Origin of the sequence: Cellulomonas sp. RIT-PI-Y, assembly GCF_025642745.1 — a bacterium.
Taxonomy (GTDB): Bacteria; Actinomycetota; Actinomycetes; order Actinomycetales; family Cellulomonadaceae; genus Cellulomonas.
Genome location: NZ_JANZKP010000025.1, coordinates 1 through 22,230, shown reverse-complemented (window position 1 = coordinate 22,230; position 22,230 = coordinate 1). Strand labels below are relative to the sequence as shown.

Annotated in this window: 22 protein-coding genes; 13 read left to right on the top strand and 9 right to left on the bottom strand. The window is 72.8% G+C overall.

What is annotated here, in order from left to right; genetic code table 11:
• Positions 1-37: 37 nt before the first annotated feature.
• Both valS and OGL89_RS09615 read right to left on the bottom strand, forming a co-directional pair.
• A complete protein-coding gene (valS, locus tag OGL89_RS09620; RefSeq protein ID WP_263119823.1) occupies positions 38-2,740 on the bottom strand; it encodes a valine--tRNA ligase in 2,703 nt (900 codons plus the stop codon).
• A gap of 37 nt (positions 2,741-2,777) precedes the next feature.
• Positions 2,778-4,220 (bottom strand): MFS transporter, encoded by a 1,443-nt coding sequence (locus tag OGL89_RS09615; RefSeq protein WP_263119822.1) that lies wholly within the window; start codon positions 4,218-4,220, stop codon positions 2,778-2,780.
• A gap of 177 nt (positions 4,221-4,397) precedes the next feature.
• Here OGL89_RS09615 and OGL89_RS09610 point away from each other — a divergent pair, with 177 nt between their 5' ends.
• The 3 genes from OGL89_RS09610 to OGL89_RS09600 all read left to right on the top strand — a co-directional run bounded on the left by OGL89_RS09610 (position 4,398) and on the right by OGL89_RS09600 (position 6,618).
• Positions 4,398-4,775: a hypothetical protein gene (locus OGL89_RS09610; protein WP_263119821.1), complete on the top strand. Its 378-nt coding sequence runs from the start codon at positions 4,398-4,400 to the stop codon at positions 4,773-4,775.
• Between the two features lie 68 nt (positions 4,776-4,843).
• A complete protein-coding gene (locus OGL89_RS09605) occupies positions 4,844-5,848 on the top strand; it encodes a TIGR03557 family F420-dependent LLM class oxidoreductase (RefSeq protein ID WP_263119820.1) in 1,005 nt (334 codons plus the stop codon).
• Positions 5,845-6,618, top strand: coding sequence for a coenzyme F420-0:L-glutamate ligase (locus tag OGL89_RS09600; RefSeq protein WP_263119818.1), 774 nt, complete (start codon positions 5,845-5,847; stop codon positions 6,616-6,618). The genes OGL89_RS09605 and OGL89_RS09600 overlap by 4 nt, the downstream gene beginning before the upstream one ends.
• Before the next feature lies 1 nt (position 6,619).
• On the opposite strand, the gene OGL89_RS09595 is transcribed toward OGL89_RS09600, so the two are convergent.
• Both OGL89_RS09595 and OGL89_RS09590 read right to left on the bottom strand, forming a co-directional pair.
• Positions 6,620-6,991 (bottom strand): YbjQ family protein, encoded by a 372-nt coding sequence (locus OGL89_RS09595; RefSeq protein ID WP_263119816.1) that lies wholly within the window; start codon positions 6,989-6,991, stop codon positions 6,620-6,622.
• Positions 6,992-6,994: 3 nt separating this feature from the next.
• Positions 6,995-7,561 carry an HhH-GPD-type base excision DNA repair protein gene (locus OGL89_RS09590; protein WP_263119815.1) on the bottom strand — a complete coding sequence of 189 codons (567 nt, stop codon included), beginning with the start codon at positions 7,559-7,561 and terminating at the stop codon, positions 6,995-6,997.
• A gap of 67 nt (positions 7,562-7,628) precedes the next feature.
• Between OGL89_RS09590 and OGL89_RS09585 the strand changes: the two genes are divergently transcribed.
• From OGL89_RS09585 to OGL89_RS09575, 3 genes are all read left to right on the top strand, one after another.
• Entirely contained in the window at positions 7,629-8,003 is a 375-nt protein-coding gene (locus OGL89_RS09585; protein WP_263119813.1) for a DUF1801 domain-containing protein, read from the top strand.
• A gap of 17 nt (positions 8,004-8,020) precedes the next feature.
• Positions 8,021-8,686 carry a 2-phospho-L-lactate guanylyltransferase gene (gene cofC / locus OGL89_RS09580; RefSeq protein ID WP_263119811.1) on the top strand — a complete coding sequence of 222 codons (666 nt, stop codon included), beginning with the start codon at positions 8,021-8,023 and terminating at the stop codon, positions 8,684-8,686.
• Between the two features lie 71 nt (positions 8,687-8,757).
• Entirely contained in the window at positions 8,758-9,750 is a 993-nt protein-coding gene (locus OGL89_RS09575) for a serine hydrolase domain-containing protein (RefSeq protein ID WP_263119808.1), read from the top strand.
• A gap of 29 nt (positions 9,751-9,779) precedes the next feature.
• On the opposite strand, the gene cofD is transcribed toward OGL89_RS09575, so the two are convergent.
• From cofD to OGL89_RS09550, 5 genes are all read right to left on the bottom strand, one after another.
• Complete coding sequence (cofD, locus tag OGL89_RS09570) at positions 9,780-10,748, bottom strand: 2-phospho-L-lactate transferase (protein ID WP_263119806.1); 969 nt, start codon at positions 10,746-10,748, stop codon at positions 9,780-9,782.
• Positions 10,745-11,542: a putative F420-0 ABC transporter ATP-binding protein gene (locus OGL89_RS09565; protein ID WP_263119805.1), complete on the bottom strand. Its 798-nt coding sequence runs from the start codon at positions 11,540-11,542 to the stop codon at positions 10,745-10,747. Before OGL89_RS09565 ends, cofD begins: the two co-directional genes overlap by 4 nt.
• Positions 11,533-12,588: a putative F420-0 ABC transporter permease subunit gene (locus OGL89_RS09560; RefSeq protein ID WP_263119804.1), complete on the bottom strand. Its 1,056-nt coding sequence runs from the start codon at positions 12,586-12,588 to the stop codon at positions 11,533-11,535. The genes OGL89_RS09565 and OGL89_RS09560 overlap by 10 nt, the downstream gene beginning before the upstream one ends.
• Position 12,589: 1 nt before the next feature.
• Positions 12,590-13,573, bottom strand: coding sequence for a putative F420-0 ABC transporter substrate-binding protein (locus tag OGL89_RS09555; RefSeq protein ID WP_263119803.1), 984 nt, complete (start codon positions 13,571-13,573; stop codon positions 12,590-12,592).
• Positions 13,574-13,696: 123 nt separating this feature from the next.
• Entirely contained in the window at positions 13,697-15,073 is a 1,377-nt protein-coding gene (locus OGL89_RS09550) for an aminotransferase class I/II-fold pyridoxal phosphate-dependent enzyme (RefSeq protein ID WP_263119802.1), read from the bottom strand.
• Between the two features lie 180 nt (positions 15,074-15,253).
• Here OGL89_RS09550 and OGL89_RS09545 point away from each other — a divergent pair, with 180 nt between their 5' ends.
• From OGL89_RS09545 to OGL89_RS09515, 7 genes are all read left to right on the top strand, one after another.
• Complete coding sequence (locus tag OGL89_RS09545) at positions 15,254-16,099, top strand: nitrilase-related carbon-nitrogen hydrolase (protein WP_263119801.1); 846 nt, start codon at positions 15,254-15,256, stop codon at positions 16,097-16,099.
• Positions 16,100-16,113: 14 nt separating this feature from the next.
• Positions 16,114-17,532 carry a dihydropyrimidinase gene (gene hydA, locus OGL89_RS09540; RefSeq protein ID WP_263119800.1) on the top strand — a complete coding sequence of 473 codons (1,419 nt, stop codon included), beginning with the start codon at positions 16,114-16,116 and terminating at the stop codon, positions 17,530-17,532.
• Positions 17,533-17,546: 14 nt separating this feature from the next.
• A complete protein-coding gene (locus OGL89_RS09535) occupies positions 17,547-18,578 on the top strand; it encodes a TIGR03842 family LLM class F420-dependent oxidoreductase (protein WP_263119798.1) in 1,032 nt (343 codons plus the stop codon).
• Entirely contained in the window at positions 18,575-19,441 is an 867-nt protein-coding gene (locus OGL89_RS09530) for an ABC transporter permease subunit (RefSeq protein WP_263119796.1), read from the top strand. The genes OGL89_RS09535 and OGL89_RS09530 overlap by 4 nt, the downstream gene beginning before the upstream one ends.
• Complete coding sequence (locus tag OGL89_RS09525; RefSeq protein WP_263119795.1) at positions 19,438-20,244, top strand: ABC transporter ATP-binding protein; 807 nt, start codon at positions 19,438-19,440, stop codon at positions 20,242-20,244. The genes OGL89_RS09530 and OGL89_RS09525 overlap by 4 nt, the downstream gene beginning before the upstream one ends.
• Entirely contained in the window at positions 20,241-21,032 is a 792-nt protein-coding gene (locus tag OGL89_RS09520; RefSeq protein WP_263119794.1) for an ABC transporter permease subunit, read from the top strand. Before OGL89_RS09525 ends, OGL89_RS09520 begins: the two co-directional genes overlap by 4 nt.
• Before the next feature lie 62 nt (positions 21,033-21,094).
• On the top strand, positions 21,095-22,230 hold a 1,136-nt coding region (locus OGL89_RS09515), incomplete at its 3' end, for an ABC transporter substrate-binding protein (protein WP_263119793.1).

Below are 22,230 nucleotides of genomic sequence, written 5' to 3'. Positions count from 1 at the left end.
CCCCACGATGAGGGTGACGGGCCCGTGCGGCCAGCGGTCAGGCGGTCGGCTTCTGCTTCGGCTCCGGCGGCAGCAGCTCGGCGTCCCGGGCCACCACGGTGGCGTCCGGCCCGTCGGCGACCTCGACCACGTCCAGCGTGCCGGTCGCCCGGCCCGCGGAACGGATGTCGCCCAGTGCCACGGTCACGCCCGCCAGCAGCGCGGCCGGCACCTCCAGGGTGGCGGAGGTGATCTCGGCGCGCATCGACAGCTTGGCCTCGGACTTCACCTTGCGCAGCGCGGCCAGGCCGGCACCGGCGGCGGCGACCACGGCCGGGTCGGCGTCCCCGGCCGCGGACCGCAGCGCGTCGGAGGTCGGCCACGGGGCACGGTGCACGGTGCCCTCGCGCCACCAGGACCAGACCTCCTCGGTCGCGAAGGGCAGCACCGGGGCGAACAGCCGCAGCATGACGTCCAGGGCCAGGCCCAGGGCGGCGCGGGCGGAGGCGGTCTCCGCGGTGACCTGCTCGGAGTCGGCGCCCGCACCGTAGGCGCGGTCCTTGACCAGCTCCAGGTAGTCGTCGCAGAAGGTCCAGAAGAAGGTCTCGGTCAGCTCGAGCGCCCGGGTGTGGTCGTAGGACTCCAGCGCCTCGGTGGCCCGGTCGACCACGTCGGCCAGCCCGGCGAGCATCGCCCGGTCCAGGGTCTGGGTGACCTGCGCCGGGTCGAGGAAGGCGGCGCCCTGCTCGGCCCCGCCGAAGGACAGCGCGAACTTCGACGCGTTCAGCACCTTGATCGCCAGACGGCGGCCGATCTTCATCTGGCCGACCTCGAAGGCGGCGTCGGTGCCCAGACGCGCGGAGGCCGCCCAGTACCGGACCGCGTCCGAGCCGTGCTCCTCGAGCAGGCCCATCGGGGTGACCACGTTGCCCTTGGACTTGGACATCTTCTTGCGGTCCGGGTCCAGGATCCAGCCGCTGATCGCCGAGTCCTGCCACGGCAGGGTGCCGAACTCCAGGTGCGAGCGGACCACGGTGGAGAACAGCCAGGTCCGGATGATGTCCTGGCCCTGGGGGCGCAGGTCCATCGGGAACACCCGGGCGAACAGGTCCGGGTCGCTGCGCCAGCCGCCGGCGATCTGCGGCGTCAGCGAGCTGGTGGCCCAGGTGTCCATGATGTCCGGGTCGGCGACGAACCCGCCGGGCACGCCGCGCTGGTCGGCGGTGTAGCCCGCCGGGACGTCGGAGGACGGGTCGACCGGCAGCTGGTCCTCGGACGGCAGGATCGGGTGCTCGTGATCGGTCTCGCCCTCGGCGGTGACCGGGTACCAGACCGGGAACGGCACGCCGAAGAACCGCTGGCGGGAGATCAGCCAGTCGCCGTTCAGGCCGCCGACCCAGTTCTGGTAGCGCACCCGCATGAAGTCGGGGTGGAAGCCGAGCTCGCGACCGCGGGCGAGGAGCTGCTCGCGCAGGTCGGCGTCTCGGCCGCCGTTGCGGATGTACCACTGGCGGCTGGTGACGATCTCCAGCGGCTTGTCGCCCTTCTCGAAGAAGTTCGCCTTGCGCTGGGTGCTCTGCGGCTCGCCGTCCAGGTCGCCGGACTCGCGCAGCCCGGCGACCACCAGCTCGCGGGCGGAGAAGGTGGTCTTCCCGGCCAGCTCGGCGTACAGCGCGCGGCCGGCGTCGTCGGTGATCCACTCCGGCACCTCGCGCAGCAGGCGGCCGTCACGGCCGATCACCGAGCGGGTCGGCAGGTTCAGCTCGCGCCACCACTGCACGTCGGTGAGGTCGCCGAAGGTGCAGCACATCGCGATGCCCGCGCCCTTGTCCGGCTCGGCGGCCGGGTGGGCGAGCACCGGGACCTCGACGCCGAACAGCGGGGAGGTGACCGTGGTGCCGAACAGGTGCTGGTAGCGCTCGTCGTCCGGGTGCGCGATCAGGGCGACACAGGCCGGCAGCAGCTCCGGGCGGGTGGTCTCGATCTGGACCGGGTCCTGCGCGCCCCCGGCACGGTGGAAGTCCACCTTGTGGAACGCGCCCGGGTAGTCGCGGGCCTCCAGCTCGGCCTGGGCGACCGCGGTCTGGAAGGTGACGTCCCACAGCCCGGGGGCCTCGGCCTGGTACGCCTCGCCCCGGGCCAGGTTGCGCAGGAACGCCTGCTGGGCGACCGCGCGGGACTCGGCGGAGATGGTCTGGTACGTGCGGGTCCAGTCCACCGACAGGCCGAGACGACGCCAGAGCGCCTCGAACTGCTGCTCGTCCTCGACGGTCAGCCGCTCGCACAGCTCGACGAAGTTCTTCCGGCTGATCGGCACCTGGTCGGCGGCCCTGACGCTCTTGCCCTCGCCGCCGACGTGCGGCGGGGTGAACTCGGGGTCGTAGGGCAGCGACGGGTCGCAGCGCACCCCGAAGTAGTTCTGCACCCGGCGCTCGGTGGGCAGGCCGTTGTCGTCCCAGCCCATGGGGTAGAAGACCTCGGCGCCGCGCATCCGGCGGTAACGGGCCACCACGTCGGTGTGGGTGTAGCTGAACACGTGACCGACGTGCAGCGAGCCGGAGACGGTCGGCGGCGGGGTGTCGATCGAGTAGACCTGCTCGCGGGTGGCGGTGCGGTCGAAGGCGTAGGTGCCCTGCTCGGTCCACGCGGCGTCCCAGCGCTCCTCCACGCCGTCCAGCGATACCCGGTCCGGTACCTCGCGCACGGACTTCACGGCAGGCGGGTTCGCGGACACGGGGCGGGTGGACGACTGGTCGGTCATGGGGCCATCTTTCCAGACCGGGCGGGTGCCGCCGTCCTCACTCCGGCAGCCGGGCGTCCTGCGACTCGGTCGCGGTGTTCACCGGTCCGGTGGTGACCGCAGCGGGCCGCAGCGTGCGCAGGTCCCAGTCCGAGCGACGGGCCAGCACCAGGCCGACGACCACCGCGCCGAGCAGCGGACCGGCCCCCGCCGCGACCATACCGAGCCGCGGGCCGAGGTGCTCGCAGACCCAGCCGATCAGCGTGCCGGAGATCCCCTGCGCGCCGAGCCCGGTCAGGATGTAGAGCGCCATCACCCGGCCGCGCAGGTGCGGTGCGACGGTGGTCTGCACCAGGGTGTTCGAGCTGGTCAGGTACAGGATGGTGCACAGGCCCATCCCGATCAGCGCCACGATGAACACCGGCCGGGAGGGTGCGGCGGCGGCGATCAGCTGGATGGCGCCGATCGCGGCCGCCAGCAGCACCAGGTTGAGCAGCCGACCGCCCTTGCGGCGCCCGGCCAGCAGGGCGCCGGTGAGCGCGCCCACCGCCAGCATGGAGTTCAGCAGCGCGTAGCCCCCGGCGTCGGAGTCGAAGACCCCGTCCGCCCAGGCGGCCAGCACGGTGGCCATGTTCACGCCGGTCACCGACACGAAGCCGAGCAGCACGGTGGCCCACAGGATCCGCGGGCTGGTCCGGGCGTAGGCGAGACCCTCCCGCAGCTGGCCGGTGGCCCGCGGCACCGGGGGAGTGGGGGTCAGCTCGGCCGGGCGCATCCGCACCAGCAGGCCGACCGCGATCAGGCAGGCGACCGCGTTCAGCTCGAAGGTCCAGCCCTGGCCGACCAGATTGATCAGCACGCCGGCCACCGCCGGGCCGAGCAGCGCGCCGAGCTGGAAGACGGCGGAGTTGATGCTGATCGCCTGACGCAGGTGCGCGGGTCCGGCCACCTCGTGCACGAACGCCTGCCGCGCCGGGTTGTCGAAGGCGGTGGCCACCCCGCCGACGAAGGCGCCGAGCAGCACGTGCCACGCCTGGACGTGCCCGGTCAGCACCAGCACGCCGATCGCGAGGGCGGACAGGCCGAAGACCGTCTGGGTGACCATCAGCAGGCGGCGGCGCGGGAAGCGGTCGGCGAGCACCCCGCCGACCAGGCCGAGCGCCAGCACCGGCAGGAGCTGCAGCGAGACGGTCAGGCCGACCATCGCCGCCGAGCCGGTCAGCGTGAGCACCAGCCAGTCCTGGGCGACCCGAGCTGCCCAGCCGAAGGTGTTGGTCAGCACCTGGGAGGTCACGTAGAGCCGGAAGTTCCGGACGCCGAGCGCGGCGCGCAGCGAGCTCTCCGGGAGGGCGGCGGGGGCGGAGGCGCTGCCCCGCTGGTGCGGCAGGAAGCGCAGCCCGGTGTGCCGGGTGCGCGCGGCGGTGCGCTGCATCAGCGAGCCGCGGGTCGAGGTCGGTCGGTTCTTGGTCGGGGACACGGGACGGCGGCGGGCCGAAGGCACGGTGGATCCTCAGAAGGCAGCGTGGGTGGGTGGTGGAGTCGAGGAAGGTCGGTCCGACCACCGTACGTCGGCCCACCGGCAAAACCCAGGGTCCACCGGCCCGGATGCGAGCAAGATCACCAGTCGACTCGCTACTCTTCGGCGGATTGTCCGCTTTCGACCGAGGAGACACCCCGCATGGCCGTCGTCGACTACTTCATCACCGGACCGCACGAGTCCGGCAAGGCACTGCTGCGCGACGCGCTGGGCCGCCAGGGCTTCGCGGTCGAGGCCCAGCTGCCGAACGGCGGCTGGACGGTCGGTCGCGGCAGCAAGGCCAAGACGTTCTGGCTCGGCGCCTTCGCCGGGAAGAACGCGCAGCGGCTCACCTTCACGGTGGCGTTCTTCGAGCACGACGGGAATCTGGTCGCCCGGCTGGAGCGGGAGAGCGGCAGCGGGATGATGGCGGGCGCCGTCGGTGTTGCCCGGTCGAACGACATCTTCGAGCAGACCGTCGGGGCCGTCGGGCAGGAGCTGCACAGCGCGGGAGTGCTGGCCGGCAGTAACCGCGCCTGAAACATTCCCGGCGTACGCTCGACGGAACGGTTGGATCGGCGCAGGTCGGGGAGGATTTCGTGGCAGTGGTGGCTGAGGGTCTGCAGGTCGGGTACGCGGCGATGCTGGAGCAGTTCCACCCGACCGAGGCGGTGGAGCTGTCGGCCTACGCCGAGCAGCACGGCTTCCTCGGCACCATGGCGGCGGACCACTTCCAGCCGTGGGTCCCGCAGCAGGGCCAGTCGTCCTTCGTCTGGAACGTGCTGACCGCGCTCGGCGAGCGGACCACGGGCGACCTGGGTCCCGGCGTGACCGCCCCGACCTTCCGCTGGCACCCCGCGATGGTCGCCCAGGCGTCCGCCACCCTGGCCGCGATGTACCCCGGCCGCCACTGGCTCGGGCTCGGCTCCGGCGAGGCGCTGAACGAGCACATCGTCGCCGGGTACTGGCCGGAGGCCCCCGAGCGGATCAACCGGATGTTCGAGGCCATCGACATCATCAAGAAGCTGTTCGCGGCGTCGCTGGCGGGCAAGGACGTGAAGCACTCCGGGCAGTTCTACAAGCTGGAGTCCACCCGGCTGTGGACCATGCCGGAGGTCGCCCCGGAGATCCTGGTCGCCACCGCCGGTCCGGTCACCGCCAAGCGGGCCGGCAAGCACGCCGACGGCCTGATCACGGTCGGCGCCCCGCTGGAGAAGATCACCGGGCTGTTCGGCAAGTTCGACGAGGGCGTGCGGGAGTCGGGCCGCGACCCGCAGGAGCTGCCCAAGGTGCTGCAGCTGCACCTGTCCTGGGCCGGCACCGACGAGCAGGCCATGGAGAACGCCATGGTCGAGTGGCCCAACGGCGGGATGAAGTTCCCCAAGGGCGACATCCGCTCGCCCTTCGACTTCGCGCAGATGGCCAAGCTGGTCCGCCCCGAGGACTTCGAGGGCCGGATGGTCGTCTCCGCCGACCCCGACGTGCACCGCGCGGAGATCCAGAAGTACGTCGACCTGGGCTTCGACCGGATCTACCTGCACAACGTCGGGCGCAACCAGCGGGAGTGGATCGAGGTCTTCGGCCGCGAGGTGCTGCCGAAGCTCGTCCGGTGAGCCCGCGCCTGACCGCGTGGGCGCTGTCCGGGATCGGTGAGGTCGCGCCGGGCGACGACCTGACGGAGCTGATCGCCGGTGCCGTGGACGAGCCGCTGCACGACGGGGACATCATCGTCGTGACCAGCAAGATCGTCTCCAAGGCGGAGGGGCGGGTCGTCTCGGCCACCGACCGGGAGGACGCGATCACCGCCGAGACGGTCCGGGTGGTCGCCAGCCGGGAGCACCCCGGCGGCGTGACCCGGATCGTGGAGAACCGGCTCGGCCTGGTGATGGCCGCCGCCGGCGTGGACGCGTCCAACACCGCCGAGGGCACGGTGCTGCTGCTCCCGCTCGACCCGGACGCCACGGCCCGTCGCCTGCGGGCCGAGCTGTCCGCGCGCTTCGGGGTGCGGCTCGGCGTGCTCATCACGGACACCGCGGGCCGGACCTGGCGGCAGGGTCAGACCGACCTCGCGATCGGGGCGGCCGGGGTCCTGGTGCTGGAGGACCTGCGGGGCAGCACCGACACCCACGGGCGCCGGCTCGAGGTGTCGATGGCGGCGCTCGCGGACGAGATCGCCGCGGCCGCGGAGCTGGTCAAGGGCAAGGCGACCGGCCGGCCGGTGGCGGTGGTGCGCGGCCTGGCGCACGCGGTCACCGCCGAGGACGGCCCGGGCGCGCGGGTGCTGGTCCGCACCGGACCGGAGGACATGTTCCGCGAGGGCACCGCCGAGGCCTACGCGCGGGGCCACGCCGACGGCGCCGCCGGGGTCGGCCCCCGGCCCTGACTCAGCCCTGGCCCGCGATCTGCGCCGACTGCCCGGTCGCACCGGGCTGACCGCCCGGGATCGGCTCCACGATCACCGCGGTGCCGTAGGCGCACACCTCGGAGAACTGTCCGATCGAGTCGGTGTCGAAGCGCATGGCGACGATCGCGTTCGCCCCGCGCTGGGCCGCCTCGTCGGTCATCCGGCGCATCACCTCGTGGCGGGACTCGTACATGATCTGGGTGTACTCCGGGATCTCACCGCCGCCGATCGCCCGGAAGCCCGCGGTGAAGCTCTGGCCGAAGTTGGTCGACCGGACGGTCAGGCCCATCACCTCGCCCAGCACCGCCTGGATGCGGTAGCCCGGGACCTCGTTGCTGGTGACGATGATCATGGTTCAGCCCTTCTTCGCTGCGGCCTTGGCGGCCTGCTTGGTGGCACGGACCCGCAGCAGCGAGTCCTGGTCGGTGACATCCGCGATCGAGCGGAACCGGTCGTCGCCGTAGGTCCCCGCGGCCTCTCGCCAGCCGGCGGGCTGCACACCGCGCTGCTTGCCGAGCAGGGCCAGGAAGATCCGCGCCTTCTGGTCGCCGAAGCCCGGCAGCGCCTTCAGCCGCTTCAGCACCGTGGCGCCGTCCGGGTCGCCGTCGGTCCACAGCCGGGTGACGTCGCCGTCGTACTCCTCGGCCACCGCGCGAGCCACGGCCTGGATCCGGCCGGCCATCGAGCCGGGGTAGCGGTGCACCGCCGGGGGTGTGGCGCACAGCGCGGCGAACTCCTCCGGGTCGGCCGATGCGACCCGGTGCACGTCCAGACCGCCCATCCGGTCCGCGATCTTGGCCGGCCCGGCGAAGGCGGTCTCCATCGCGACCTGCTGGTCGAGGAGCATGCCGAGCAGCAGCGCGAACGGGTCGGAGTCGAGCAGGCGGTCGGCGGTGTCGTCACCGGTCATCCACAGGGCCATGAGGTCATCTTCGCATCGCGGTGCCATCCTGGGACGGGTACGCGTGGGCCATCGAGAAGGAGTGGCGATGAGTGAGGTGGACGCCCAGATCGCTGGGCTGGACGAGGAGATCCGTCCTGCGGTGCAGCGGGTGTACGCCCGCGCGCTGGCCCTGGTGCCCGACGCCGAACAGGGCGTCAGCTACGGGATGCCGGCGCTGCGGTACCGGGACCGCCCGTTGCTCGCCGTGACCACCGGTCGCGCGGGGTGCGCGGTCTACCCGTTCAGCTCCGAGGTCACCGCCGCCGTGATGAGCGGGCTGGACGGGTTCGCCGCGACCAAGGGCGGCATCCGGTTCGGCCACGGTCAGCCGCTGCCCGAGTCCGCGGTGGACGCCCTGATCACCGGGCGCCGGGACGAGATCGACGCGGCGCTGGACCGGCGACGGAGTGCCACCGCGTGAACGTCGAGGCTCCACGCGTGTCGAGTCGTCGCTGGGTGGTCGTGGTTCCGGTCAAGGACGCGCAGCGGGGCAAGACCCGCCTGGCCGACGTGCTGGAGCCCGCCGCCCGCGCCGCCCTGGTCCGGGCGATGGCGCTGGACACGGTCGAGGCGGTCACCGCCTGCGCGTCGGTCGCACGGGTGCTCGTGGTCACCGGGGACGGGCCGGTCGCGCACGGCGCCGCCCGGCTGCCGCGGGTGGGTGTGCTGCCCGAGCCTGCCGCCCAGGCCGGCGACACCGGGTGGGTCGCCCTCGACCGTGCGGTCTCCGCCGGGGCGCGCCGGGCACGGACCGAGGCCCCGGGCGCGCCGGTCGCGGTGCTGCTCGGCGACCTGCCCGGACTGGACCCCGCCGAGCTGACCACCGCGTTCGACGCGGCGGAGTCCGGCCGGTCGGTGCTGCCCGATGCCGAGGGGACCGGCACCACCCTGTTGACGGTCGGCCCGGGCGAGGACGTCGAGTCCCGGTTCGGTGCCGGGTCCGCCGCCGCGCACGAGGCGCTCGGTTACCGGCGGCTGGAGCTGGACCTGCCGACGCTGCGTCAGGACGTCGATCTGCCCGCGGATCTGGTGCGGGTGATCGCGCGCCGGGTCGGCGGACGGACCCAGGCCCTGCTGGAACGGCTGGCCCCGCTGCCGCTGTAGGTCCCGCGGGGAGCGGGTCCCCGACGGAAACCGCTGGTCACGGCGCTGCCGCCGCACCTACCGTCGACCCCATGACCTCCGACCTCGCCGCGCAGCTGGACGCCGCCGCCCTCGACTCCGGGTTCAGTGGGGTGATCCGGGTCGACGACCCGGACGGCACCGTCGCGCGGGCCTACGGACTCGCCGACCGGGCGCACGGCATCACAGCCACCGTCGACCACCGGTTCGGGGTGGCCAGCATCGGCAAGGGGTTCACGGCGCTCGCGATCGGCGCGTTGATCGACGACGGCCGGATCGCGCTGTCCGACCCGGTGCGCCCCGTCCTCGGCGACGACCTCCCGCTTATCGACGACGCGGTCACGGTGGGTGACCTGCTCGCGCACACCTCCGGCATCGGCGACTACCTGGACGAGTCCGAGGGCGAGATCACCGACTACGTCCTGGACGTCCCCGTGCACCGCCTCGACCGCACGGAGGCGTTCCTCCCGGTGCTCGACGGCCGCCCGCAGACGTCCCCGCCCGGGCAGGGGTTCAGCTACAACAACGCGGGGTTCGTCGTCCTGGCGCTGGTCGCCGAGCGGCTGTCCGGCCAGCCGTTCCCCGATCTGGTCGCCGACCGTGTGTTCCGGCCCGCGGGGATGACCCGGAGCGGCTACCCCCGCACCGACGAGCTGCCGGGGGACGTCGCGCTCGGCTACCTCGCCGCGGACGGTCTGCGGACCCATGTGCTGCATCTGCCGGTCCGGGGCAGCGGCGACGGGGGTGCGGTGACGACGGCGGCGGACCTCGCGGCGTTCTGGTCGGCGCTGTTCGACGGACGGATCGTGTCGGCGGGCACCCTGGCCGCGCTCGTCGAGCCGGTGAGCGAGGTCGAGGAGGAGGGGATGCGGTACGGGCGCGGCTTCTGGCTGGGGAAGGCGTCGGACACGGTGATCCTGGAGGGCTACGACGCGGGGGTGTCCGCGCGCAGCTGGCGGTCGCCCGAGACCGGGGTGACCGGGACGGTGATCGCGAACTGGTCGGACGGGGCGTGGCCGGTGCTCCGGGCGGTCGCGTGGGGGTGAGACCGGGACGCGGGTGACGCGTCCGGGCGCTATCGACCCGCCAGCCCCAGCACCTCCGCGGCGATCCGTGCCGTCGCGGGCACGTCGTGCATCAGGGTGTCCGTGGCCCGGGCGCGCCACCCGTCCGCGGCGAGCCGGTCGGCCGCGTCCTTGTCGGCGGTGTCGACCAGCCACCCGTCCAGCACACCCCCGGTCGCGCGCAGGCCGTAGTGCCGGGCGACCGCCTCGGCGGTGGCGTCGACCCCCAGGGTGGCCAGGCACTCGGCGGCCATGCCGCGGACGGGGGCGCCGCCGATGATCGGGGAGACTCCGACCACGGGGGCCGCTGTCTCGCGCAGCGCGGCGCGGATGCCGGGCACGGCCAGGATGGTGCCGACCGAGACGACCGGGTTGGACGGCGGCAGCAGCACGACGTCGGCGTCCCGGATCGCGTCGAGGACCCCGGGGGCGGCCTCGGCGGTGTCCAGGCCGACCTGGACGAATCGACGGGCGGGCAGCGCGGCGCGGTGCCGGACCCACCATTCCTCGAAGTGGATCAGGCCGTCGTCGACCTCGACATGGGTCTCGACCGGTTGGTCGGACATCGGGAGCAGGCGGACGCCCTGGTCGGCCAGCCGCCAGCGGGCCGCGAGCCGCTCGGTGGTTCGGGACAGGCTGAGGCCCTCGCGCAGCCACTGGGTGCGGGCCAGGTGGGTGGCCAGGTCGAGGTCGCCGAGGGTGAACCAGTCCCAGCCGACGTCGTAGGCGGCCAGATCGGCGGACACCCGGGAGCTCTCGTCGCGCCGGCCCCAGCCCTGCTCCTCGTGCACGGCGCCGCCGAGGGTGTACATCAGGGTGTCGAGGTCGGGGCAGACCCGGACGCCGTGCAGCCACATGTCGTCACCGGTGTTGGCGATCACCGTGACCGGGGATCCGGGGTCGGTGGTCGCCAGGTGGGCGAGCAGGCCGCGGGTGAACCGGGCGCCGCCGACGCCGCCGGACAGGACGGTGAGCTTCATCGGACTCCTTCGGGGACAGCGCGGGCGGGGGCGTCGCCGAAGGCGATCACCGGGCGGCCGGTGCGCGGGTGGGTGAGCACCTCGCAGTCGACGCCGTACACCCGGGAGACCAGGTCGGGGGTGAGGACGTCCCGGGGGTCCCCGGCGGCGACCAGGACGCCCTGCGACAGCACCAGGACGTGGTCGCAGTAGGCGGCGGCGAGGTTGAGGTCGTGCAGGGCGGCGACCGTGGTGCGGCCGAGGTCGCGGACGAAGCGCAGCAGGGACAGCTGGGCGGAGACGTCCAGGTGGTTGGTGGGCTCGTCGAGCAGCAGGAGGTCGGGCTCCTGGGCGAGCGCCCGGGCGATGTGCACCCGCTGACGTTCGCCGCCGGAGAGCGCGTCCCAGGACCGGTCGGCCAGGTGGGCGGCCCCGGCGGCGGTCAGGGCGCGGTCGACCGGGTCGTGACCGGCGGCGGAGCCGTCCGTGCCCCAGAGGGTGCGATAGGGGATCCGGCCCAGGCCGACGACCTCGCGGACGGTGAGCGGGACGGTGGAGCTGGACTCCTGCTCCAGCAGCGCGATCCGGCGGGCACGGTCGCGGCGGGGCAGGGCGTGCACCGGGCCGCCGTCGATCAGGACCGCACCGGACTCGGGGGTGAGCAGACCGGCGATCAGGCGCAGCAGGGTGGACTTACCCGCGCCGTTGGGGCCGAGCAGGCCGGTGAGGGCGCCGGGTGGCGGGGTGGCGTGCACGCCGTCGACCACCCAGCGTCCGCCGAGCCGGACCCCGGCGCCGTCGATGCTCAGGTCCATGCGTTCCCCCTCCGGCGACGCAGCAGCACGGCGAACACCGGGACGCCGATCAGTGCGGTGACGATGCCGACCGGCAGCTCGCGCGGGTCGAAGACGGTCCGGGCCAGGGTGTCGGCCCAGACCAGGAAGATCGCACCGGTGACCGCGACCACGGGCAGCAGGCGCCGGTGGGCGGGACCGGTGAGCGCGGACACGGCGTGCGGGAGGACGAGGCCGACGAATCCGATCGAGCCGGAGACCGCGACCATCGCGCCGGTGAGCAGGGCGACCAGGGTCATCAGGGCCCAGCGGGTGCGGTCGACGTCGATGCCGAGCGCGGCGGCGGCGGTGTCCCCGAAGGCGAAGGCGTCCAGCCGGGTGGCGGACAGGATCAGCACGGCGCCGACGACCAGCAGGGCGCAGCCGGCGATGGCGACCGAGCGCCAGGTGGACCCGGCCAGCGACCCGAGCAGCCAGTTCAGGATCTCCCGGTAGGAGTCGCCGGTGGCGGACCAGAAGATGACGAAGGAGGTCCCGGCGGCGGCCAGCTGGGAGACCGCGAGTCCGGCCAGCACCGCGCGGCCCGGGGTGAGGGTGCCGCCGACCCGGGCCAGGGACAGGGTGCCGACCAGGGCGACCAGCGCCCCGGCGAAGGCGGCGACGGGCAGCAGCAGGGAGACGCCGAGGATCAGCACGGCCACCGCCCCCAGCGAGGCCCCGGAGGACAGCCCCAGCAGGTAGGGGTCGGCGAGCGGGTTGCGGGTGAGGGACTGCATGACCGCGCCGGAGAGCGCGAGACCGGCACCGACCGCGGCCGCGGTGAGCACCCGGGGGAGGCGCAGCTCCCAGACGATGGCGTCGGAGAGCACCGGCAGGGCGTCGCGCGGCCCCAGCCCCAGGTGTCCGGCGATGGAGCGCGCGACGTCGCCCACGCCCAGGTCGGCCGGGCCGATCGCGATGCAGACCACGAGGGTGAGCAGCAGCAGGACCAGGCCGGCCGGCAGCACCACGCCCAGCGGCGCGCGGCGGCGGACCGGGGCCGGTGCGACGGGGGCGAGGGCGGTCATGTCAGCCGTCCAGCTCCGCGAGCTGGTCGGTGAGGGAGACCACGGCGTCGACGTTGCGCACCCCGGCCTCGGTGGCCGGGAACGGCAGGGTCAGGTAGCGGTGCTGCTGCACGGCGCTGAGCTGGGCGGTGGCCGGGTTGGACTCCAGCAGGTCGATCTTGGACTGCGCGGTGTTCCAGTCGGCGTCGACCAGCACGATCACGTCCGGGTCGGCGGCGACGATCTGCTCCCATCCCGCGGAGGTCCAGGTGTCGTGCACGTCGGCGAAGATGTTGGTCAGCCCGGCGGCGTCCAGGATCATCTGCGGCGACCCGATCCCGGCCCCGACGTAGGGGGTGTCGGTGCCGGAGGAGTACCAGAGCGCGGTGGTGCCGTCGTCGGCCGGGGTGACGGAGTCCAGGGTGGCCCTCTGGTCGGCGATCAGCTCCTCGGCGCGGTCCTCGGCGCCGAACAGGGCACCGGCCTCGCGGAACTCGTCGAACAGGCCGTCGAAGGTCAACGGGTCGGGCATGTAGCCCTCCTCCTTGCAGGCGGCCGGGGACACGTAGGTGCCGATCCCGAGCCGCTGGAGGGTGTCGCGGTCCCCGGCGCCGTCCGCGCTGAAGTTGGACTCCCACCCGGCGTAGACGAAGTCGGGCTGCGCGGCGAGCAGCGCCTCCTGGCCGGGCACCTGGTCGGACAGCACCGGGATGCCGGCCGCGTCGTCGGCCAGGTCCTCCGGCAGCGGCCCGTCGGAATAGGCGGTGCCGACCATCCGGTCGGCCAGGCCGAGGCTGAGCAGCATCTCGGTGGCGGTGGACTTGATCGACACGATCCGCTGCGGGGCGGAGTCGACGGTGACCTCGGTGCCGCAGTTGTCGACGCTCACCGGACTGAACCCGCCGGTGGCTGACGTGGCCGAGGGGGCGGCGTCGTCGGACCCGCCCGCGCAGGCGCTGAGGGCGAGGACGACGGGCACGACGGCGAGAGCCGGGCGGATGCGCACGGGAGTGATCTCCAGGGAGGGACGCGGAGGGAGGGGGTCGGCGCAAATCGGCGCCGGGTTCGCGTCGCCCACTCACCGGGCGGCGGCATCCGAGCCATGATCCGGCCCGGTCCGCGGACCACCCTACGCCGGGCGTGTGTCGGCGGTGTGTCGCGCGCCCGCCGCGGTGGCGAGCGCGTGCGCCACCCGTTCGACCTCGGCCGGGCCGCCGGACAGCGCACCGAGCGAGACCCGCACGTGGTCGACGGCTCCGGCGGACCGGAACGGGCGTCCGGGGGCCACCCGCACCCCGGCGGCGGCCAGGCGCACCAGGGCGGCGGACTCGTCGGCGACCGGGAGCCAGAGGTTGATCCCGTCGGCGGGTTCGAGCGTCAGGCCGTGCCGGGCCAGGGCGGTGACCAGGGCGCGCTGCCGGGCGTAGTAGGTGCGGCGCGCCTGGGCCACCGCGTCCAGGGCGTCGCCGTCGGTGAGCAGGTCGACCAGCAGGCGTTGCAGCAGCCGGCTGGTCCAGCCGGGACCCAGCATCCGGCGGGCGATCAGCCGGTCCAGCACGGCGGCCGGTCCGCCCACCGCGGCGATCCGCAGGTCGGGGCCGTGCGACTTGGAGTACGAGCGGATGTGCACCACCCGGTCCGGCAGGTGCTGGCCGAGGGAGACGTCCGGGCTGGAGGCGATCTGGCCGCAGTGGTCGTCCTCGATCACATGCGGGTCGCCGCCGGTCGCCCGATGGCTGCGCAAGACTGCGGCCAGCTCCCGTGCCCGGGCCGCGGTGAGCGAGGCGCCGGTGGGATTGTGCGCGCGGGGCTGGAGCAGCACCGCCTGCGGGTCGCTGCGCAACGCGCGGGCGAGTCCGGCGGGGACCATCCCGTACCGGTCGACCGGGACCGGGATCCGTTCCAGGCCGAGCTGATCGCACAGGTCGAGCACCGGGGGGAAGCCCGGGTCCTCGACCACCACCCGGCCGCCGAACCCGGTGAGCTGTTCCAGGGTGCGGCTGATCGCGTCGACCGCGCCGTCCACCACCGTCAGCCGGGGTGCGTGGAACGGCCAGGACGCCCGCAGCAGTCGCTCCAGTGGTTCGATCAGGGGCGAGCCGAGGTAGCTCTCGGTGGTGGCGGCAGGGGAGTGAGCGGCGACCCGGGCCAACGCGGGGCCCAACGGGGGCAGCAGCGTGGGGTCCGGGGTGCCGGTGGACAGGTCGAGCACCTCGCGGCGGGACTCGGCCCCGGTCTGCATCTCCCGGTAGCGCGGGGGCAGCCAGGCGGCCGGTTCGGGCAGCACCACGGTCCCGGCCCGGCCGCGGGACTCGACCAGCCCGACCGCGGCCAGCGCCTGCCAGGCGCCGGAGACGGTCGCCGGGCTGACCTGCAGGTCCACCGCCAGCGCCCGGACGGTGGGCAGCCGGTCCCCGGGCCGGAGCTCACCGCTGCGCACCAGCCGGGAGATGGCGGCGGCGATGCCCCGGGGGGTGCGGTCCTGAATGTGCCGGGCGACGTCCATGCCGGCCATCGTGCGGGTGCGAAACACCGGTGGAACCCGATCGCCGGAAAGGTTTACACCGGCGTCACGAACGTTCTCCGGGTCGAAACCGGGCGTCACGCCACGGAAATGTTCAACCCCCACAGTCACATTCCTCGCCGCCAGCTGGGGCGGCGGGCGAACTTCTCGAGAGGTGCTGACATGACAGTGCGGGTCGCGTTCACCCAGGCCACGTGGACCGGTGACAAGGAATCGATGATCCAGCTGCACGAGGACTGGACGCGTCAGGCGGCGGCCGAGGGTGCGCAGATCATCGGGTTCCAGGAGCTGTTCTACGGCCCGTACTTCGGCATCACGCAGGACACGGCGTACTACGACTACGCGGAGACGATCCCGGGTCCGACCACCGACCGGTTCAGTGCGCTGGCCAAGGAGCTGGGCATCGTGGTGGTGCTGCCGATCTACGAGGAGGACCAGCCGGGGGTGCTCTACAACACCGCGGTGGTGATCGACGCGGACGGCACCGTGCTGGGCTCCTACCGCAAGCACCACATCCCGCACCTGCCGAAGTTCTGGGAGAAGTTCTACTTCCGTCCCGGGAATCTGGGGTATCCGGTGTTCGAGACCGCGGTCGGGAAGATCGGGGTGAACATCTGCTACGACCGGCACTTCCCGGAGGGCTGGCGGGTGCTGGCGCTCAACGGTGCGGAGATCGTGTTCAACCCGAATGCGACCGCCCCGGGCATCTCGAACCGGTTGTGGGAGGTCGAGCAGCCCGCGGCCGCGGTGGCGAACGGGTACTTCGTGATCGCGAACAACCGGGTCGGGCTGGAGGACAACGAGTACGGGGACCAGGCGGTCGACTTCTACGGCTCGTCCTACGCGGTCGGCCCGGACGGGGAGTACATCGGCGAGGTCGGCTCCCGGACCGAGAACCAGCTGCTGATCCGGGACCTGGACCTGGAGCAGATGCGCACGGTGCGCGAGCGGTGGCAGTTCTTCCGCGACCGCCGCCCGGACGCCTACGGCCCCATCGTCGCGCCCTGAGCGGAGGAACAGCCATGACGACTCTGATCACCGGCGGCACCGTGGTCAACGCGACCGGGCGCGGTGCGGCCGATGTCCTGATCGACGGGGAGACCGTCGTCGCCCTGCTGACCCCGGGGTCGACGCTGCTGGGCACGGACCTGGCCCGCAGCGTGGACACCGTGATCGACGCGACCGGCAAGTACGTGATCCCGGGCGGGATCGACGCGCACACCCACATGGAGATGCCGTTCGGCGGGACGTTCGCCTCGGACACCTTCGAGACCGGGACGCGGGCGGCGGCCTGGGGCGGCACGACCACGATCGTGGACTTCGTGGTGCAGTACCCGGACCAGAACCCGGTGGAGCAGTTCGCGCTCTGGCAGGACAAGGCGGCCGGGAACTGCGCGATCGACTACGGCTTCCACCAGATCCTGTCCGACGTGCAGGACTCCTCCCTGCACGCGATGGACGAGCTGATCGCCGAGGGCGTGACCAGCTTCAAGCTGTTCATGGCCTACAAGGGGGTGTTCCTGTCCGACGACGGGCAGATCCTGCGGGCGATGCAGAAGGCGTCCGGCAACGGCGCGATGATCATGATGCACGCGGAGAACGGGTCGGTGATCGACACCCTGGTGCAGCAGCACCTGGCCCGCGGCGAGACCTCCCCGTACTACCACGGGATCTCCCGGCCCTGGCAGGCCGAGGAGGAGGCCACCCACCGGGCGATCATGCTCGCGGACCTGACCGGCGCGCCGCTGTACATCGTGCACGTGTCCGCCAAGCAGGCCGCCGAACAGATCGCCCTGGCCCGTGACCGCGGGCAGAACGTCTTCGGCGAGACCTGCCCGCAGTACCTGTACCTGTCGCTGGAGGAGCAGCTGGGCGCCCCGGGCTTCGAGGGCGCGAAGTGGGTGTGCTCCACCCCGCTGCGCTCGCGGGCCGAGGGCCACCAGCACCAGATGTGGAACTCCCTGCGCACCAACGACCTGCAGCTCGTGTCGACCGACCACTGCCCGTTCTGCATGAAGGACCAGAAGGAGATGGGCATCGGGGACTTCTCCAGGATCCCCAACGGCATCGGCTCGGTCGAGCACCGGATGGACCTGCTCTACCAGGGCGTGGTCACCGGCGAGATCTCGCTGGAACGGTGGGTGGAGATCTGCTGCACCACCCCGGCCCGGATGTTCGGCATGTACGGCCGGAAGGGGGTGCTGGCCCCGGGCGCGGACGCGGACGTGGTGATCTACGACCCGGCCGGGCACACGTCGATCGGCCTGAACAAGACCCACCACATGGCGATGGACTACTCCGCCTGGGAGGGCTTCGAGATCGACGGCCACGTGGACACCGTGCTGTCCCGCGGCCAGGTCGTCGTCGACGGCGGCGCCTTCCACGGCCGGGCCGGGCACGGGCGCTACGTCAAGCGCGGCCTGTCGCAGTACCTGATCTGAGAGGGGCGAACGCGATGGAATTCGGCGTCGTCATGCAGAACGACCCACCCGCCTCCCGGGTGGTGGACCTGGCCCGCGCGGCCGAGAACCACGGCTTCGACTACGTGTGGACCTTCGACTCCCACCTGCTCTGGCAGGAGCCCTTCGTGGTGTTCTCCCAGATCCTCGCGGCCACCCGCAAGGTCAAGGTCGGGCCGATGGTGACCAACCCGGCGACCCGGGACTGGACCGTGCTCGCCTCGTCCTTCGCCACCCTGAACGAGATGTTCGGCAACCGCACCGTGTGCGGGATCGGTCGCGGGGACTCCGCGGTGCGGACCCTGGCGGGCAAACCGTCGAACCTGGCGACTCTGCGCGAGGCGATCCACGTCATCCGCGAGCTCGGCAACTCCCGGGCGGTCGAGCACCACGGCCGCACCGTGCGCTTCCCGTGGTCCCGGGGCTCGGAGCTGGAGATGTGGGTCGCCGCCTACGGCCCGCTCGCGCTCAAGCTCACCGGTGAGGTGGGCGACGGGTTCATCCTGCAGCTGGCCGACCCGGACATCGCCGCCTGGATGATCAGGACGGTCCGCGACGCCGCCGAGGCCGCCGGGCGCGACCCCGACACGATCAAGTTCTGCGTCGCCGCCCCGATGTACGTCGGCGACGGCGACTCGCCGGCGGCCCGGGCCCACATGCGCGAGCAGTGCCGCTGGTTCGGCGGCATGGTCGGCAACCACGTCGCGGACATCGTCGCCAAGTACGGCCAGGGATCGTCCGTCCCGAAGGCGCTCACCGACTACATCGCCGGCCGCCAGGGCTACGACTACAACGAGCACGGCCGCGCCGGGAACTCGCACACCGCCTTCGTGCCGGACGACATCGTCGAACGCTTCTGCCTGCTCGGCTCCCCGCGAGAGCACGTGGAGAAGCTGACCGCGCTGCGCGACCTCGGCGTGACCCAGTTCGCCGGGTACCTCCAGCACGACAACAAGGACGAGACGCTGCGGATGTACGGCGAACGGATCATCCCCGCGATGGCCGAGACCGTGGTGGCCTCGGCATGAGAGCCCTGCGGCGGGTGGGGCTGGGCCTCGCTGCGGTGCTGCTGCTGGCGCTGCTCTGGGAGCTGGTCAAGGCGGTGGTGCCGGAGGACGGCTGGAGCATCGGCGACCTGCGGGTCCTGCCGCGCACCACCGACCTGGCCATGCCGCACGTGCCCGAGATGCTGTCCCGGCTGACTGACCCGCTGGCGGGGGCGAGCGCCGACCCGCTGTGGCTGGCGGTGCTGCGGGCCGGCGGCACCAGTCTGCGGATCGCGGCGGTGAGCTGGCTGATCGGGGTGGTGGTCGGCTTCGCCCTGGCGTTGCTGATGACCCGGTTCGCGCTGGCCCGCTCGGCGGTGCTGCCGTTGGTCGTGCTCAGCCAGACCGTGCCGCTGATCGCGCTGGCCCCGCTGGTGAAGGGCTGGGGCGCCAAGCTGGACCTCGGCGACGTCACCTGGCAGCCGTGGATGTCGGTGGCGGTGATCGCCAGCTACCTGGCGTTCTTCCCGGTCGCGGTCGGTGCGTTGCGCGGTCTGCGCTCGCCGGACGTCCTGCACGAGGAGCTGTTCACCGGCTTCGCGGCGAGCTGGACCCAGACCCTGGTCCGGCTCCGGCTGCCCGCCAGCGTGCCGCACCTGCTGCCCGCCCTCCGGCTGGCCGCCACCAGTGCCGTGCTCGGCGTGGTGGTCGCCGAGGTCTCCACCGGCATGCCCGGCGGGATCGGCCGGATGATCCTGGAGTTCGCCAACTTCGCCTCCTCCGACCCGGCCAAGCCCTGGGCGCCGATCTTCGGTGCCGTGCTGCTCGGTCTGGTGGCGGCGGGTGCGGTCGGCCTGATCGGCGTCGGCCTCGGCCGGTTCCGCCGGACGGAGGTGTCGGCATGACCACGGAATCCCTGCCCGCCGCGGCGGTGCACGTCGACGGGGTCGCCCGCGAGTTCGGTGCGGTGACCGCGCTGTCCGGCGTGGACCTGACGGTCGCCGCGGGGGAGTTCGTCTCGCTGATCGGCCCCTCCGGCTGCGGGAAGTCGACCCTGCTCCGGCTGATCGCCGACCTGGACCGGCCCACCGCCGGGAGCATCCAGGTGTTCGGCCGGTCGACCGAGCAGGCCCGGCTGGCGCACGACTACGGCATCGCGTTCCAGCAGGCCGGTCTGCTGCCCTGGCGCACGGTCCGGGCGAACATCGAGCTGCCGCTGTCCCTGCACGGGGTGGGGCGCGCCGGTCGCCGGGAACGCGCCACCGAGATGCTGGACCTGGTCGGGCTGACCGAGTTCGCCGACCACTTCCCGGACCAGCTGTCCGGTGGCATGCAGCAGCGGGTGGCGATCGCCCGGGCACTGGCCGAGCGGCCGAGTCTGCTGCTGATGGACGAGCCGTTCGGCGCGCTGGACGAGATGACCCGGGAACGGCTGCAGTCCGAGCTGGTCCGGATCTGCGCGGAGACCCGGGCCGCGGTGGTGTTCGTCACCCACTCGATCCCGGAGGCGGTCTTCCTCTCCGACCGGGTGGTGGTGATGTCCCCGCGACCGGGGCGGATCGCGGAGGTGGTGGACGTCCGGCTCGGGGACGGGTCCCGGAACGACGCGCTGCGGGAGGACCGGGCGTACTTCGAGGCGGTGACCGCGGTACGCGAGGCGCTGCACGGCGGCGCCGCGACGGGGCTGCGCGGGGTGGAGACCCGGTGACGGCGGCGACGGCCACCCGGGCCGGCCTGGTCACCCGGTGGTCCCATCTGCTCGCCCCGGTGGTGCTGTTCGGCCTGCTGATCGCCGCCTGGCAGCTCGTGGTGGAGCTGGCGGATCTCCCGGCGTTCCTGCTGCCCAGCCCGGCGGCGATCGTCGACGAGTTCACCGCCTTCTGGCCGACCATCTCCGGCGCGGCGGTCGTCACCGGCACGAACGCGCTGGTCGGTCTGGTGGCCGGTGCGCTGGTCGGCATCGCCGGTGCGGTGGTCGCGGCGTCGTCGCGGATCGTCGACGCGCTGCTCGCCCCGCTGGTCGCCGGGCTGGCGGTGGTGCCGATCGTGGCGCTGGCCCCGGTGCTCTACACGATGTACGGCGCGTCGGCCGAGACCGGGCGGCAGATCGTGGTGGCCGTCGCGGTCGCGGTGCCGGTGTTCGTGAACACGCTGCGTGGCCTGCGCCAGGTGCGGCCGGTGCACCGTGACCTGATGCGGGCGCTCGGGGCGACCCCGCGTCAGGTGACCCGCCAGGTGACGGTCCCCACCGCGCTGCCCTTCGTGCTCACCGGGCTGCGACTGGCGTCGTCCCTGGCGGTGATCTCCGCGATCGTCGCCGAGTACTTCGGCGGGCCGCGCACCGGCATCGGCTCGTTCATCACCACCGCCGCGGCGGGCAGCAACTACGCCCGGGCCTGGGCCTACGTGCTGGGCGGCGTGCTGGTCGGCCTGCTGTTCTACCTCGCCACCTCCGCCCTGGAGCGGTGGGGCGTGCCCGGACCCCGGCGTCGTTGACGTCCGGCCCCCTGCTCGCCGACGTCGTCGGGCATCCTCTGGCAGCTCGTGAAGGAGAGACCATGCGCAAGAGATTGACGGTGACGGCGGCGGGGCTCGTGGCCGCCCTCGCCCTGGCGGGGTGTTCCGGCGGCGATGCCGAGGAGTCCGCGACCGAGTCGGGCGGCTCCGGCGACCTCACTCCGGTGAAGCTGCAACTGCAATGGCTGACCCAGGCCCAGTTCTCCGGCTACTACGCCGCACTGGACCAGGGCTACTACGAGGACGCCGGTCTGGACGTGGAGATCCTGCCCTCCGGCGGCGACATCGTGCCGCAGGACGCCCTGGCCAACGGGGAGGTCGACTACGCGGTCGCCTGGGTGCCCAAGGTGCTCGGCTCGATCGAGCAGGGCGCGGACATCACCAACGTGGCGCAGATCTTCGAGCGGTCCGCCACCCTGCAGGTCTCCTTCGCCGACGCCGGGATCGACTCGGCGGCGGACCTGGAGGGCAAGACCATCGGCTCCTGGGGCTACGGCAACGAGTGGGAGCTGTTCGCCGGGCTGAACAAGGCGGGCGTGACCGACTACCAGATCGTGCAGCAGGCCTTCGACATGAATGCCTTCCTGGCCGGGGACATCGACGCCGCCCAGGCGATGACCTACAACGAGTACGCCCAGCTGCTGGAGGCGGAGAACCCGGAGACCGGCGAGCTCTACCAGCCGGAGGACTTCTCGGTGATCGACTGGAACGACGAGGGCACCGCCATGCTCCAGGACGCGATCTGGGCGGACGCGGGCCGGCTCGCGGACGACCCGGACTACGCCGACACCACGGTGGCCTTCCTCAAGGCGACCATCCAGGGCTGGATCTACGCCCGGGACAATCCGCAGGAGGCCGCGGACATCGTCACCGCCGCCGGGTCGACCCTCGGCACCAGCCACCAGCTGTGGATGACCAACGAGGTCAACAAGCTGATCTGGCCGTCCACCAGCGGCGGCATCGGCCTGATCGACCCGGACGCCTGGGACGCCACCGTCGCGATGGCGATGGAGACCTCCAACGAGACCGGCGCGACCATCATCAGCGCCGAGCCGCCGGAGACCGCCTACACCAACGAGTACGTCCAGCAGGCCCTGGACGAGCTCACCGCCGACGGTGTCGACACCACCGGCGAGGACTTCACCCCGATCGACGTCGAGCTCCAGCCCGGCGGCAA

Bases quoted from the DNA above. Each gene is read 5' to 3' on its own strand.
- OGL89_RS09525 (WP_263119795.1), top strand. From the start codon at position 19,438: ATGACCACGGAATCCCTGCCCGCCGCGGCGGTGCACGTCGACGGGGTC.
- OGL89_RS09595 (WP_263119816.1), bottom strand. From the start codon at position 6,991: ATGATCATCGTCACCAGCAACGAGGTCCCGGGCTACCGCATCCAGGCG.
- OGL89_RS09535 (WP_263119798.1), top strand. From the start codon at position 17,547: ATGGAATTCGGCGTCGTCATGCAGAACGACCCACCCGCCTCCCGGGTG.
- valS (WP_263119823.1), bottom strand. From the start codon at position 2,740: ATGACCGACCAGTCGTCCACCCGCCCCGTGTCCGCGAACCCGCCTGCC.
- OGL89_RS09575 (WP_263119808.1), top strand. From the start codon at position 8,758: ATGACCTCCGACCTCGCCGCGCAGCTGGACGCCGCCGCCCTCGACTCC.
- OGL89_RS09530 (WP_263119796.1), top strand. From the start codon at position 18,575: ATGAGAGCCCTGCGGCGGGTGGGGCTGGGCCTCGCTGCGGTGCTGCTG.
- hydA (WP_263119800.1), top strand. From the start codon at position 16,114: ATGACGACTCTGATCACCGGCGGCACCGTGGTCAACGCGACCGGGCGC.
- OGL89_RS09610 (WP_263119821.1), top strand. From the start codon at position 4,398: ATGGCCGTCGTCGACTACTTCATCACCGGACCGCACGAGTCCGGCAAG.
- OGL89_RS09545 (WP_263119801.1), top strand. From the start codon at position 15,254: ATGACAGTGCGGGTCGCGTTCACCCAGGCCACGTGGACCGGTGACAAG.
- OGL89_RS09550 (WP_263119802.1), bottom strand. From the start codon at position 15,073: ATGGACGTCGCCCGGCACATTCAGGACCGCACCCCCCGGGGCATCGCC.
- cofD (WP_263119806.1), bottom strand. From the start codon at position 10,748: ATGAAGCTCACCGTCCTGTCCGGCGGCGTCGGCGGCGCCCGGTTCACC.
- OGL89_RS09590 (WP_263119815.1), bottom strand. From the start codon at position 7,561: ATGGCCCTGTGGATGACCGGTGACGACACCGCCGACCGCCTGCTCGAC.
- OGL89_RS09565 (WP_263119805.1), bottom strand. From the start codon at position 11,542: ATGGACCTGAGCATCGACGGCGCCGGGGTCCGGCTCGGCGGACGCTGG.
- OGL89_RS09560 (WP_263119804.1), bottom strand. From the start codon at position 12,588: ATGACCGCCCTCGCCCCCGTCGCACCGGCCCCGGTCCGCCGCCGCGCG.
- OGL89_RS09585 (WP_263119813.1), top strand. From the start codon at position 7,629: ATGAGTGAGGTGGACGCCCAGATCGCTGGGCTGGACGAGGAGATCCGT.